This window comes from Streptomyces fragilis (assembly GCF_003112515.1).
GTDB classification, from domain to species: domain Bacteria; phylum Actinomycetota; class Actinomycetes; order Streptomycetales; family Streptomycetaceae; genus Streptomyces; species Streptomyces fragilis.
On the sequence record NZ_BEVZ01000002.1, the window covers coordinates 1 to 14,230 of the forward strand.

5 protein-coding genes, 1 tRNA gene and 1 rRNA gene are annotated in these 14,230 nt (G+C 71.4%); 6 read left to right on the top strand and 1 reads right to left on the bottom strand.

Annotation, left to right across the window (positions count from 1 at the left end; translation table 11 throughout):
• Positions 1-29 precede the first annotated feature (29 nt).
• Both rrf and Sfr03f_RS02110 read left to right on the top strand, forming a co-directional pair.
• A 5S ribosomal RNA gene (gene rrf / locus Sfr03f_RS02105) occupies positions 30-146 on the top strand.
• 222 nt (positions 147-368) lie between these two features.
• Positions 369-441, top strand: a tRNA-Thr gene (locus tag Sfr03f_RS02110).
• 88 nt (positions 442-529) lie between these two features.
• On the opposite strand, the gene Sfr03f_RS02115 is transcribed toward Sfr03f_RS02110, so the two are convergent.
• The gene (locus Sfr03f_RS02115; protein WP_108953382.1) at positions 530-3,280 is read right to left on the bottom strand and encodes a SpoIIE family protein phosphatase; all 2,751 of its coding nucleotides are present in this window, start codon (positions 3,278-3,280) and stop codon (positions 530-532) included.
• Between the two features lie 330 nt (positions 3,281-3,610).
• Between Sfr03f_RS02115 and Sfr03f_RS02120 the strand changes: the two genes are divergently transcribed.
• The 4 genes from Sfr03f_RS02120 (at position 3,611) to Sfr03f_RS02135 (ending at position 14,155) form a co-directional block, all read left to right on the top strand.
• Entirely contained in the window at positions 3,611-9,040 is a 5,430-nt protein-coding gene (locus Sfr03f_RS02120; RefSeq protein ID WP_108951969.1) for a HAMP domain-containing protein, read from the top strand.
• A gap of 301 nt (positions 9,041-9,341) precedes the next feature.
• A complete protein-coding gene (locus tag Sfr03f_RS02125) occupies positions 9,342-10,037 on the top strand; it encodes a response regulator (RefSeq protein ID WP_108951970.1) in 696 nt (231 codons plus the stop codon).
• 148 nt (positions 10,038-10,185) lie between these two features.
• Positions 10,186-12,993 (top strand): DNA translocase FtsK, encoded by a 2,808-nt coding sequence (locus tag Sfr03f_RS02130; RefSeq protein ID WP_245967360.1) that lies wholly within the window; start codon positions 10,186-10,188, stop codon positions 12,991-12,993.
• A 328-nt stretch (positions 12,994-13,321) separates the two neighbouring features.
• Entirely contained in the window at positions 13,322-14,155 is an 834-nt protein-coding gene (locus Sfr03f_RS02135; protein WP_108951972.1) for a helix-turn-helix domain-containing protein, read from the top strand.
• Positions 14,156-14,230: the final 75 nt, after the last annotated feature.

The following is a 14,230-nucleotide window of genomic DNA, read 5'->3' on the forward strand; positions in this document are numbered from 1 at the left end:
CCCTTTTGCCGGTTGTTGTTTCATAGTGTTTCGGTGGTCATAGCGTGAGGGAAACGCCCGGTTACATTCCGAACCCGGAAGCTAAGCCTCACAGCGCCGATGGTACTGCAGGGGGGACCCTGTGGGAGAGTAGGACGCCGCCGAACAATCATTGGGAAAGCCCCCGCACCTTGGTGCGGGGGCTTTCCGCATTTCCGGGCGGGGAGAACGGCCAGGCCGCCCGCAGCCGCGACCGCGGTCGCACAATTCCGGGCAATTGTGGGCGGAAGTCCACGTCGCCGGGCCGGCGCTCCGTCCGGAGTTGGAGTCCCCGCAGGTCGTGGGTTAGTATTCATGTGTCGCCGCGAGGGAAACCTCAAAACGACAAGGCCCCTATAGCTCAGTCGGTAGAGCGTCTCCATGGTAAGGAGAAGGTCAACGGTTCGATTCCGTTTGGGGGCTCAGCCAAGAAGAGGCCCCGCCCATTCGGGCGGGGCCTCTTTTGCGTTTCCGGGAGGGGCGAGCCGGCTCGCGCCGACCGGCCCCCGGGTCAGTCGGCCTGCAGTCCCGGTACCCGCATCGCCAGGATGGCCATGTCGTCCGACGGCGGCTCGGAGGCGAAGCGCTCCACGGCCCGCAGGACCCGGGCGGCGACCGCACCGGCGGTGAGCCCGGTACAGGTCGTCAGGACGTCCGCCAGACCGTCGTCGCCCAGCATGCGCATCCCCTCACGGCGCTCGGTGACGCCGTCCGTGACGCACAGCAGGACGTCGCCCGGGTCGAGGACCCGGGTCTCCTCGTAGAGCTCCAGGTCGTCCATGACGCCGAGCAGAGGCTGCGGCTCCGCCGCGGGCTCCACCGTGCCGTCCTGGCGCAGACGCAGCGGGAGCGGGTGGCCGGCACAGACCACCTTCAGCAGGGCGCTGCCGTCCTCCTGCGGCCACAGCTCGCCGTAGAGCAGCGTGAGGAAGCGGCTGCGTTCGCCCTCGTCGAGGATCGCGGAGTTCAGCCGCTGCAGCACGGCGGGGCCGCTGAGGCCCTCACGGGCCAGCAGGCGCAGCGCGTGCCGGGCGAGGCCGGTGACGGCCGCCGCGTTGGGCCCGGTGCCGCAGACGTCGCCGATGGCGAAGCCGTAGGCGCCGTCCCGGATGGGGAAGAGGTCGTAGAAGTCGCCGCCGACCTCGTTGCCCTCGCCGGCCGCCTGATAGATGACCTCCACCTCGACGCCGTCGATCCGGGGGAGCTCCGGCGGGAGGAGGCTGCGCTGAAGGGACTGGCTGATGGCCGTGCGCTCCGAGTACAGGCGCGCGTTGTCCAAGGCCAGGGCGGCCCGGCGGCTGAGGTCCTCGGCCAGCTCCAGGGACTCCTGGCGGAAGTGCTCGTCGGTGGGCTTGCCCAGGGTGAGCATGCCGATGACCCGGTTGCGGGCGACCAGCGGCAGGACGACCGTCTCGCCGCCCACCGCGGAGGCGGTGGCGAGGGTGGGGCCGATGCCGGCGGAGACCGTGGTGGGCCCGCCCAGGCCGAGGCTGCGCATGGAGGTGCGCAGGGCGGCCTCGTGGGCGGCCTCGAACGGGGCGGTCCAGACGCGGGCGCCGGGGGTCGGCACCGGGTCCGGGGGAGAGATCTTGGAGAGCAGGGCCTTCAGGCCGTCGATCCGGTCCTCGTCCTCGTGCAGGACGTACGACAGGTAGGGGTCGGAGGACGGGTCGTTGATCGTGTAGACGGCGCACCAGGTGGCCAGCGTCGGCACGGTCATCTGGGCCATCAGGGCGAGCGTCTGGTCGCGGTCGAGGGTGCCGGCCAGCAGGTCGGAGGCCTCGACGAGGAAGCTGAGCGAGCCGCGGCGGAGCCGCTCCAGCTCGCCCAGGCGCGCCGACTCGACGGCCAGGGCGATGCGGTCGGCGGCGAACTGGAGGCGCAGGGCCTCCTCGTTCGAGTAGCGGCCGGAGGACTCCGCGGCGACGCCGAGGGAGCCGGTCAGGCGGCCCTCGACCTTCAGTGGAACCGTCACCACGGAGCGCATGCCGGTGCCGTCGAGCAGCGGGATGGAGCCCGGGGTGGCGGTGAGGTCGTCGTGGACGGCGGGCATGCGGGCCGAACCGTAGCGGCCGGGGCCCGCCTCGACGGGGACGCGGGCGAAGCGCTGGCGGGCCGACGGCAGGCCGGTCGACGCGCGCACCTCCAGCTCGGTCTCGTCGTCGGTGGCCAGCAGCAGGAAGGCGGCGTCGGCGTCGAGCATGTCGCGGGCCCGCTCGACGGTGCGCTGCAGGAGGCCGTCCAGGTCGTCGGGGGCGGGGGAGCCGATGAAGACCTCGAAGGGATCGGCGTCCCGGCCGTCGTGGTGGGCGGTGTCGCCCGCGGCGCCGCGGGAGGGGCTCTGGAGGACCGCGCGCTCCTCGTTGCGGACGAGGAGGCAGACGGTGGAGGGGGCGCCCTCGGGGTCCCGGACGCGCAGGTGCGAGGCGTACACCGGGACGACGCGGCCCACCGCGTCGCGGATGCCGTAGCTGCCTTCCCAGCGGGAGAGCTGGAGGGCCTCGACGATGCCGGTGCTGGTGCCGGGGGTGTGCGGCCAGGCGGCCAGGTCGGTCAGCGGCTTGCCGGTGACCGCGGAGGCCGGGTAGCCGAAGAGCTCCTCGGCGTCCTCGTTCCACGAGCTGACGGCGCCCTCGTGGTCGATCTGGACGACGGCCACCCTGACCCGTCCGTCGGCGGCGGGCAGCAGGTCGACGGGGAGCGCGGGGCCCGCGGAGCGGGTGCCGACGGCGCGGTCGGGGAGGTCGAGCTGGAACCAGACCTGCTTGCGGGTGGTTGTGTAGTCGACGCCCCAGCGGGCGGCGAGGGCGGCGCAGAGCTGCAGGCCGCGGCCGCCCTCCTGGTCCGGGCTGCTCACCGGGAGCGCGGCGGACTGGAGCGGGACCTCCCGCTCGGGGTAGTGGTCGGCGACCTCGACACGGACGCCGTCGTCGGTGCGCAGGCAGGCGACGTCGGCTGCGGTGCCGGCGTGGACGACGGCGTTGGTGACCAGCTCGCTGGTGAGGACGACGGCGTCGTCGATGATGTCGGCGAAGCCCCAGCCCTGGAGGGTGTCGCGGACGAAGGAGCGGGCCAGGGCGACGGAGCGCCCCACTGGCTCGAAGCTGGCGGACGCCCGCGCGGTGATCACAGAACTCCTCGTGCGCTCGTGGGCGGGGGTGCCCGGCGGTGCGTCCTGCGCCTGCCGCTGCTGAGCGGGGAACGCGTCCGTCGGTCCGGTGTGCTCCGGGGTCGGGTCCCCCGAGATCAGTCCGGTCGTCATGTTCTCCGAGGCCGCCCCTCCGATGCCCACACTTCGTCTTACCACCGCCCAGTGCCGGACGGGACCGTTCGGCCGGGACAGCCTCCTGCAAGGTTACTTACCTGAGAGGTCCGCGCGGATGCCGGTTGACGCCGATCACGTCCGCAGTGTGTGCGGACGGTGTGCGGGCTTGCCGAACTGTTATGGCCTGGTTCGGCCGAAGTGAAACACTGGGCAGGCTTGATGCATACACCCCCGGCGCGTGGTTGTGACGGGAGGGCGAAGTGAGCGTGGCCCAGGTTGCGGGCACGTGAGCGGCAGTGGTTGGTCGATCCCTGCGGGAGGGACACAGTGGAGGCTGGCGCGGCGACGCGGGGCACGAGGACGCGTGCGAAGGGCGGAGGCACCACCCAGGTGGACACGGCCGCGCTCAACAGGCTGCTGTCCGGCCTGGTGGCGATGCGGGACGGGAACTTCCGCAAGCGGCTGACGGTGTCCGGCGACGACGTCATGTCGGAGATCGCCGCCGTGTTCAACCAGGTCGCGGACCGCAACCTGCACCTGACGGGCGAGCTGGCCCGGGTGCGGCGGATGGTCGGGCGTGAGGGAAAACTCACCGAGCGGCTGGAGACGGGAGCCTGCGAGGGCTCGTGGGCCTCCGCGATCGACGCGTCGAACGCGCTGGTCGACGACCTGGTGCGCCCGGTTTCCGAGGTGGGCCGGGTGCTCTCCGCGGTGGCGGAGGGTGACCTGTCGCCCCGGATGGAGCTGCGGACCCGCGGGGCCGACGGCAGCGGGCATCCGCTGCGCGGCGAGTTCCTGAAGGTCGCCCGCACGGTGAACAACCTGGTCGACCAGTTGTCGCGGTTCACCGACGAGGTGACGCGGGTGGCCAGCGAGGTGGGCACCGAGGGCAAGCTGGGCGGCCAGGCCCAAGTGCGCGGCATGTCGGGTTCGTGGAAGGACCTGACCGAGTCCGTCAACACGATGGCGCACCGGCTCACCCTTCAGGTGAGGGACATCGCACTCGTGACGACCGCCGTCGCCAACGGTGACCTCTCCCGCAAGGTCACCGTGCACGTCGAGGGCGAGATGCTCGAGCTCAAGAACACCGTCAACACGATGGTGGACCAGCTCTCCGCGTTCGCGGCCGAGGTGACGCGGGTGGCCCGTGAGGTGGGCACCGAGGGTGAGCTGGGCGGTCAGGCGCAGGTCCCGGGTGTGGCCGGCGTGTGGAAGGACCTCACCGACTCCGTCAACCTGATGGCGGGCAACCTCACCGCGCAGGTGCGCGGCATCGCCGAGGTGACCACGGCGGTCGCCAACGGCGACCTGTCGCGGAAGGTGACGGTGAGCGCGCGCGGCGAGGTGGCGCAGCTGGCCGACACGATCAACCAGATGACCGAGACGCTGCGGATCTTCGCGGACGAGGTCACCCGGGTGGCCAACGAGGTCGGCGCCGAGGGCCGGCTGGGCGGCCAGGCGAACGTGCCGGGCGCCGCGGGCACCTGGAAGGACCTCACCGACTCGGTGAACACGGTCTTCCGGAACCTGACGACGCAGGTGCGCGACATCGCAGCGGTGACGACGGCGGTGGCGAACGGCGACCTGTCGCAGAAGGTCACGGTGGACGTGGCCGGCGAGATGCTGGAGCTGAAGAACACCGTCAACGGGATGGTGGACCAGCTCTCGGCGTTCGGCGCCGAGGTGACGCGGGTGGCGCGTGAGGTCGGCGTCGAGGGCGAGCTGGGCGGCCAGGCGCAGGTGCCCGGCGCGGCCGGTACCTGGAAGGACCTGACGGACTCGGTCAACACGGCGTTCCGGAATCTCACCGGTCAGGTGAGGAACATCGCGCAGGTGACGACGGCCGTGGCCAACGGCGACCTGTCGCAGAAGGTCACGGTGGACGTCTCGGGCGAGATGCTCCAGCTGAAGAACACCGTGAACCGGATGGTGGACCAGCTCTCCAGCTTCGCCGACCAGGTGACGCGGATGGCGCGGGACGTGGGCACGGAGGGCCGCCTGGGCGGTCAGGCCCGGGTGGACGGGGTGTCGGGCACCTGGAAGGAGCTCACCGACTCCGTCAACAGCATGGCCGGCAACCTCACCTCGCAGGTGCGCAACATCGCGCAGGTGACGACGGCGGTGGCGCGCGGTGACCTGTCGCAGAAGATCGACGTGGACGCGCGCGGCGAGATCCTCGAGCTGAAGAACACCATCAACACGATGGTCGACCAGCTGTCCGCCTTCGCCGACCAGGTGACCCGGGTGGCCCGCGAGGTGGGCACCGAGGGGCGCCTTGGCGGTCAGGCGCAGGTGCCGGGCGTGGCCGGCGTGTGGCGTGACCTGACGGACTCGGTGAACGGCATGGCCGGGAACCTGACGGCGCAGGTGCGCAACATCGCGCAGGTGGCGACGGCGGTGGCGCGCGGTGACCTGTCGCAGAAGATCGACGTGGACGCGCGCGGCGAGATCCTGGAGCTGAAGAACACCCTCAACACGATGGTGGACCAGCTCTCGAACTTCGCGGAGCAGGTGACGAGGGTGGCCCGTGAGGTGGGCACGGAGGGCATCCTGGGCGGTCAGGCCGAGGTGCAGGGGGTCTCCGGCACCTGGAAGGACCTGACCCAGTCGGTGAACTTCATGGCGAACAACCTCACCATCCAGGTGCGGAACATCGCCGAGGTCACCACGGCGGTCGCCAAGGGCGACCTGTCGAAGAAGATCACCGTCGACGCCAAGGGCGAGATCCTGGAGCTGGTGACCACCGTCAACACGATGGTGGACCAGCTGTCGTCGTTCGCGGAGCAGGTGACGCGGGTGGCCCGTGAGGTGGGCACCGAGGGCATCCTGGGCGGTCAGGCGCACGTGCCGGCTGTCACCGGCATCTGGAAGGACCTGAGCGACAACGTCAACCTGATGGCGAAGAACCTCACCACCCAGGTGCGCAACATCTCGCAGGTCGCCTCGGCGGTCGCCAACGGCGACCTGACGCGGCAGGTGACCATCGAGGCGCGCGGCGAGGTCGCGCAGCTCGGCGACACCATCAACATCATGGTGAAGACGCTGTCGTCGTTCGCCGAGCAGGTCACCAAGGTGGCCCGTGAGGTGGGCACGGACGGCATCCTGGGCGGTCAGGCACACGTGCCGGGTGTGGCCGGCACGTGGAAGGACCTCACCGAGTCGGTGAACCAGATGGCGTCGAACCTGACGGGTCAGGTGCGCAACATCGCCATGGTCACGACGGCGATCGCCAAGGGCGACCTGACCAAGAAGATCGACATCGACGCCCGCGGCGAGATCCTCGAGCTGAAGACGACCATCAACACGATGGTCGACCAGCTGTCGTCGTTCGCCGAGGAGGTCACCCGGGTGGCCCGTGAGGTGGGCACCGAGGGCCGCCTCGGCGGTCAGGCGCGGGTGCGGGACGTGGACGGCACCTGGCGTGACCTGACCGAGTCGGTGAACGAGATGGCCGGGAACCTGACCCGGCAGGTGCGGGCGATCGCCCGGGTCGCCACCGCGGTGACGCGCGGCGACCTCAACCTGAAGATCGACGTCGACTCCTCGGGCGAGATCCAGGAGCTGCAGGACAACATCAACAAGATGATCGCCAACCTGCGCGACACCACCATCGCGAACAAGGAGCAGGACTGGCTGAAGGGCAACCTGGCCCGGATCTCGGCGCTGATGCAGGGCCGCCGGGACCTGGACGACGTGGCGTCGCTGGTGATGAGCGAGCTGACGCCGGTGGTGTCCGCGCAGCACGGGGCGTTCTTCCTGGCCATTCCGCCGGGGGACACCCAGGAGGTCGGCGCCCTCGACGGGGACGCGTTCGAGCTGCGGATGTTCGGCAGCTACGGCTACTCGATGGGGTCGATGCCGACGTCGTTCCGGCCCGGTGAGGGTCTGGTGGGCACGGCCGCGCAGGAGCGGCGGGCGATCCTGGTGGAGAACGCGCCCAGCGGCTACCTGAAGATCGCCTCCGGTCTCGGGGAGGCGCCGCCGGCTCAGGTGATCGTGCTGCCGCTGCTCTTCGAGGGCACGGTGCTCGGCGTGATCGAGCTGGCGTCGTTCACGCCGTTCACGCAGATCCAGAAGGACTTCCTCAACCAGATCGCGGAGATGATCGCGACCAGCGTCAACACCATCTCGGTGAACAGCAAGACCGAGGTGCTGCTGAAGCAGTCGCAGAAGCTGACCGAGCAGCTGCGGGACCGTTCGGCGGAGTTGGAGCAGCGGCAGCTGGCGCTGCAGGCGTCCAACGCCGAACTGGAGGAGAAGGCCGAGCTGTTGGCGCGGCAGAACCGCGACATCGAGGTGAAGAACACCGAGATTGAGGACGCGCGGCAGGTGCTGGAGGAGCGCGCCGAGCAACTCGCCGTTTCCATGCGGTACAAGAGCGAGTTCCTCGCCAACATGTCGCACGAGCTGCGGACCCCGCTGAACTCGCTGCTGATCCTGGCGAAGCTGCTCGCGGACAACGCGGACGGCAACCTCTCGCCGAAGCAGGTGGAGTTCGCCGAGACGATCCACGGGGCGGGCTCGGACCTGCTGCAGCTGATCAACGACATCCTGGACCTGTCGAAGGTCGAGGCGGGCAAGATGGACGTCTCGCCGACGCGGATCGCGCTGGTGCAGCTGGTGGACTACGTCGAGGCGACGTTCCGGCCGCTGACCGCGGAGAAGGGACTGGACTTCTCGGTGCGGGTGTCACCGGAGCTGCCGGCGACGCTGCACACCGACGAGCAGCGGCTGCTGCAGGTGCTGCGCAACCTGCTGTCGAACGCGGTGAAGTTCACCGACAGCGGCGCGGTGGAGCTGGTGATCCGGCATGCCGGGGCGGACGTCCCGTCGGCGATCCGGGAGCAGTTGCTGGAGTCGGGCTCGCTGAGCGAGCCGAACGCGGAGATGATCGCGTTCTCGGTGACCGACACCGGCATCGGCATCGCGGCGAGCAAGATGCGGGTGATCTTCGAGGCGTTCAAGCAGGCCGACGGCACCACCAGCCGCAAGTACGGCGGCACGGGCCTGGGCCTGTCGATCTCGCGGGAGATCGCCCGGCTGCTCGGCGGCGAGATCCACGCGCAGTCCGAGCCGGGGCGGGGGTCGACGTTCACGCTCTACCTGCCGCTGCACCCGAACGAGGTCCCGCAGCAGGGGCCCGGGGAGGGTGAGGCGCTGGAGGGCTCCCCGGCGCGGGCGGAGCTGCCCGCGGGGGAGACGCCGGCGGAGGTGAACTCCTACCGGGAGACGCAGAGCGGTCCGGCGGCCCTCTTCCGGCGCCGGCGCCGGGAGGAGCAGCCGCCGGCGCGGCCGGCGGAGGAGCCGAGGGCGGCGTTCGACGAGGGCGGGGCGGAGCGGTCCGCGGCGCCGTCGGCGGGCGCCCGGCCGGGCGTGCGGTTCCACGGTGAGAAGGTGCTGATCGTCGACGACGACATCCGCAACGTCTTCGCCCTCACCAGCGTGCTGGAGCAGCACGGGGTGGCGGTGCTGTACGCGGAGAACGGCCGCGAGGGCATCGAGGTGCTGGAGCAGCACGAGGACGTCACGATCGTCCTGATGGACATCATGATGCCGGAGATGGACGGTTACGCGACGACCACGGCGATCCGGCGGATGCCGCAGTTCGCCGGGCTGCCGATCATCGCGCTGACCGCGAAGGCGATGAAGGGCGACCGGGACAAGGCGATCGAGTCGGGTGCGTCCGACTACGTCACCAAGCCCGTGGACCCCGATCACCTGCTCGAGGTGATGGAGAGCTGGATGGGGCGGAAGTGATCCGCGCCGGGAGGTGAGAAACCGGCCGGCGCGGGTAAGCGGGCCACGGAGGGTGGCGGAGGCCGCGTGCTGCCCGGTGGGCGAACCGTACGACCGGGAACCATTCGGTCCTGGACCGCGTTTCCGCTGCATGCACAGTGACATCGCGGTGACAGGGTGTGGTGGCACCCGGGGTGCGGCTACGATGACCGGCACAAGGACGGACGGCGCAAGGGAGTCGTCCTCGCGGGCGGCGTCCCAGGACGTCGCCGCGAGTCCTGCGAACAGGGGCGGCCCCAAGCCGGGGCGAGGAGGACGGGCCATGGTGCAGAAGGCCAAGATCCTCCTGGTCGATGACCGGCCGGAGAATCTGCTGGCGCTGGAGGCCATCCTCTCCGCGCTCGATCAGACGCTGGTCCGGGCATCGTCCGGGGAGGAAGCGCTCAAGGCGCTGCTGACGGACGACTTCGCGGTCATCCTGCTCGACGTCCAGATGCCGGGGATGGACGGTTTCGAGACCGCGGCGCACATCAAGCGGCGGGAGCGGACGCGGGACATCCCGATCATTTTCCTGACGGCCATCAACCACGGGCCGCACCACACCTTCCGCGGGTACGCGGCGGGAGCGGTGGACTACATCTCCAAGCCGTTCGACCCGTGGGTGCTGCGCGCGAAGGTCTCCGTCTTCGTCGACCTGTACATGAAGAACTGCCAGCTCAAGGAGCAGGCGGCGCTGCTGCGGCTGCAGTTGGAGGGCGGCGGCGAGCGGCCCGAGGGCGAGGCCGTCAAGGACGGCGTGGCGGGCTCCGGTCTGCTGGCCGAGCTGTCGGCGCGGCTGGCGGCGGTCGAGGAGCAGGCGGAGGCGCTGTCCAAGCAGTTGACCGACGAGGCGGCCGACGCCGCGGCGGTCGCCACGGCGGCGCATCTGGAGCGCAAGCTGAACGGCCTGCGCCGTGCCCTGGACGCGCTGGAGCCGGGTACGGGCACGGCGGCGCCGAGGCTCCCGCAGCAGAGCTGAAGAACTTCGGCCGCCACGGTCGCTGAGGGGGCGTCACCGATGCCCCGCACACCGCCGGCCGGCGGCGTGTCGACCTCGAGGACGACACGAACGGGTGAAGGCCCGTGCAGGCGTGTCCCCGGGCGTCTCCCCCGGTAACCTCACCCTCATGGCCTCACGACCTTCCGCCGCCAAGAAGCCGCCCGCTCCCGCGAAGGCGTCCTCGGCCGCGAGGGCGCCGAGGCCCGCCAGGTCCGCCAAGGCGGGCAAGCCGGTGGCCGGGAAGGTCGCCGCGAAGAAGGCCCCCGCGAGGAAGGCGCCGGCGAAGAGGGCGGCCGCCAAGGCCGCGCCCAAGCCCGCCCCGAGCCCCACCAACGGCGTCTACCGGCTCGTGCGCGCCCTGTGGCTGGGCGTCGCCCACGCCGTCGGCGCCGTGCTGCGGGGCATAGGGACGGGGGCGAAGAACCTCGACCCGGCCCACCGCAAGGACGGCGTCGCCCTGCTGCTGATCGCGCTGTCCCTGATCGTGGCGGCCGGCACCTGGGCCGACCTCCAGGGGCCCGTCGGGGAGCTGGTGGAGATCCTGGTCACCGGCGCGTTCGGCCGCCTGGACCTGCTGGTGCCGATCCTGCTCGCCGTGGTCGCCGCCCGGTTCGTGCGTCACCCGGAGCAGCCGGAGGCCAACGGGCGGATCGTGATCGGACTGTCCGCCCTGGCGATCGGCGTGCTCGGCCAGGTCCACCTGGCCTGCGGGTCGCCCGCGCGCAGCGGCGGCATGCAGGCGATAAGGGACGCCGGCGGGCTGATCGGCTGGGCCGCCGCGACGCCGCTGGTCTACGCGACCGGCGCGGCGCTCGCCGTCGCGCTCCTGCTGCTGCTCACGGTCTTCGGTCTGCTGGTGGTCACCGCGACCCCGGTCAACGCCATCCCGCAGCGGCTGCGCGCCCTGGGCGTCAGGCTGGGCGTGGTGCAGGCGCCCGCGGCGGCGCCCGGCTTCGCCGAGGACGACGTGCTGGGGGAGGACGACGAGCGGTACGAGGAGCAGTGGCGCGAGGCGCTGCCCCGCTCCCGGAGCCGGCGTCAGCTGCCCCCGGCGGACGAGGACGCGGCCGAGGCGGCCGGCCTCGACACGCCGGCCCGCGGCCGGGGCCGCTCCCGCCGTGGCGCCCGCCGCCCCGACCCGAACCGGCCGATGGACGCCGTCGACGTCGCCGCCGAGGCAGCCGCCGCGCTGGACGGGGCGATCATGAACGGGCTGCCGCCGTCGCCGCTGGTCGCCGGGCTCACCCAGGGCGTCACCGAGCGGGGCGGGCGCGGGGAGGACACCGAGCGGTCCGAGCCGTCCGTGCCGACCGCGCGGCCCGAGCCGGAGAACCTGCCGGTGCCGGCGCCCGAGCGGCTTCCGGCCGCCGCCGGTACCGTCCCGGACCTGACCAAGGCGCCGCCGGTCCGCGAGCACGACCTGCCGCCGCGCGCCGAGCAGCTGCAGCTGGCCGGCGACATCACCTACGCGCTGCCCTCGCTGGACCTGCTGCACCGGGGCGGTCCCGGCAAGTCCCGCACCGCCGCCAACGACGCCGTCGCCGCCGCGCTGGGCAACGTCTTCAAGGAGTTCAAGGTCGACGCGGCCGTCACCGGCTTCACCCGGGGGCCGACGGTCACCCGGTACGAGGTCGAACTCGGGCCCGCCGTCAAGGTCGAGCGGATCACGGCGCTCACCAAGAACATCGCGTACTCCGTCGCCAGTCCCGACGTGCGGATCATCAGCCCGATCCCCGGCAAGTCCGCGGTCGGCATCGAGATCCCCAACACCGACCGCGAGATGGTCAACGTCGGCGACGTGCTGCGGCTGGCGGACGCCGCCGAGGACGACCACCCGATGCTGGTGGCGCTGGGCAAGGACGTCGAGGGCGGCTACGTGATGGCCAACCTGGCGCACATGCCGCACATCCTGGTGGCCGGCGCGACCGGCTCCGGCAAGTCGTCCTGTATCAACTGCCTGATCACCTCGATCATGATGCGGGCCACGCCGGAGGACGTCCGGATGGTGCTGGTCGACCCCAAGCGGGTCGAGCTCACCGCCTACGAGGGCATCCCGCACCTGATCACCCCGATCATCACCAACCCCAAGCGGGCCGCCGAGGCCCTGCAGTGGGTGGTGCGCGAGATGGACCTGCGCTACGACGACCTCGCGGCCTTCGGCTACCGGCACATCGACGACTTCAACGAGGCCGTCCGCACCGGCAAGCTGAAGACGCCGCCCGGCAGCGAGCGCGAACTGCAGCCCTACCCGTACCTGCTGGTGATCGTGGACGAGCTCGCCGACCTCATGATGGTCGCCCCGCGCGACGTCGAGGACGCCATCGTCCGCATCACCCAGCTGGCCCGCGCCGCCGGCATCCACCTGGTGCTCGCCACCCAGCGGCCCTCGGTGGACGTCGTCACCGGTCTGATCAAGGCGAACGTGCCCTCCCGGCTCGCGTTCGCGACCTCCTCGCTGGCCGACAGCCGGGTCATCCTCGACCAGCCCGGCGCCGAGAAGCTCATCGGCAAGGGCGACGGCCTGTTCCTGCCGATGGGCGCCAACAAGCCGATCCGCATGCAGGGCGCGTTCGTCGCCGAGGACGAGATCCGCTCCGTCGTCGAGCACTGCAAGGAGCAGATGACCCCGGTCTTCCGGGACGACGTGGTGGTGGGCACCAAGCAGAAGAAGGAGATCGACGAGGAGATCGGCGACGACCTCGACCTCCTCTGCCAGGCCGCCGAACTGGTCGTCACCACCCAGTTCGGCTCCACCTCGATGCTGCAGCGCAAGCTGCGCGTCGGCTTCGCCAAGGCGGGCCGTCTGATGGACCTGATGGAGTCCCGTCAGATCGTCGGCCCCAGCGAGGGGTCCAAGGCCCGCGACGTGCTGGTCAAGGCGGACGAACTCGACGAGGCGCTCGCCCGGATCCGCGGCGAGAGCACCGGGGAGTAGCGGTGCGCCCCACGCTTACGCCGCGGCGCCGCGGCGGAAGCGTGGGGCGGGCGAGCGACCTTCGGGTGGTTTGGCGAGAGCCGGACGTGGAAGGGGACGGGGAATGGGGGATCATCTAGGCGGATGCCCCGCCCGGCACACCGTTCGGCCGTGACCCTCCTGTAACGGGAGGCAGCGCAACCGTTCCCCGCTCACGCACGTCAAACCGGTCACAGGCGGGAGCCCACCGGCGGCCTACAAACCGTCGTCGCCCGCTTGCCCCACCCTTTCGCACCCCCCCTAGACTGAACCTCCAGCACAGGTGGCTACACGCTCGAAAGGCGCCCCCGTGTCCCTCGGCAACCCCCCTGAAGACGAGCGTCCGTTCGAGGACGACACCGACAAGGACCGCCACGACCTGCCGTCGATCGGCGACGCCCTCCAGCGGGCGCGCACGGCGGCCGGACTGTCGGTCGAAGACGTCAGCAACGCCACCCGGGTGCGCGTCGCCATCGTGCGGGCCATCGAGGAGGACGACTTCGGCCCCTGCGGCGGCGACGTCTACGCCCGCGGTCACCTCCGCACCCTGGCCCGCGCGGTCGGACTGGATCCGGAGCCGCTGGTCGCCGCCTACGGCAGGAAGCACGGCGGCCGCCCCGCGCCCACCCCGGCGGCGCCGATCTTCGAGGCGGAACGCATCCGCCCCGAGCGGCGCGGCCCGAACTGGACGGCGGCCATGGTCGCCGCCATCGTCGCCGTGATCGGCTTCGTCGGCTTCACCGCCTTCGGCGGGGACGACGACGGCGCCGACCGCGCCCAGGTCGCCGAGGGCCCCGAGCCCAGCGTTTCGGTGACCGATAAGCCCACCCGTGAGCCCGCCGCGCCCGAGCCCACCGAGTCCGCCATCGCCGCCGCGCCGCGCGACAAGGTCGTGGTGAGGGTGAGCGCCCCCGACGGGCGCAGCTGGATCTCCGCCAAGGACCACAACGGGCGCGTCCTGTGGGACGGCGTCCTGGAGCAGGGCGCCTCGCGCACCTTCCAGGACGACACCCGCGTCGACCTGGTCCTCGGCAACGCCGGTGCCCTCGAGCTCCACGTCAACGGCGAGAAGATCGAGGACGACTTCCGAAACGGCCAGGTGGAACGCCTGTCCTACACCAAGGGAGACCCCGCCGCCGGATAGCCGCCGTGCGGAGGACCGAGGGGAGTGCGCAGACGGGGTTGGTCCGGCCGGGCCAACCCCGTCGGCGTGGGACGC

Excerpts from the sequence above, each read along its gene's own strand:
- Sfr03f_RS02130 (WP_245967360.1), top strand. The coding sequence starts at position 10,186 with ATGGCCTCACGACCTTCCGCCGCCAAGAAGCCGCCCGCTCCCGCGAAG.
- Sfr03f_RS02125 (WP_108951970.1), top strand. The coding sequence starts at position 9,342 with ATGGTGCAGAAGGCCAAGATCCTCCTGGTCGATGACCGGCCGGAGAAT.
- Sfr03f_RS02115 (WP_108953382.1), bottom strand. The coding sequence starts at position 3,280 with ATGACGACCGGACTGATCTCGGGGGACCCGACCCCGGAGCACACCGGA.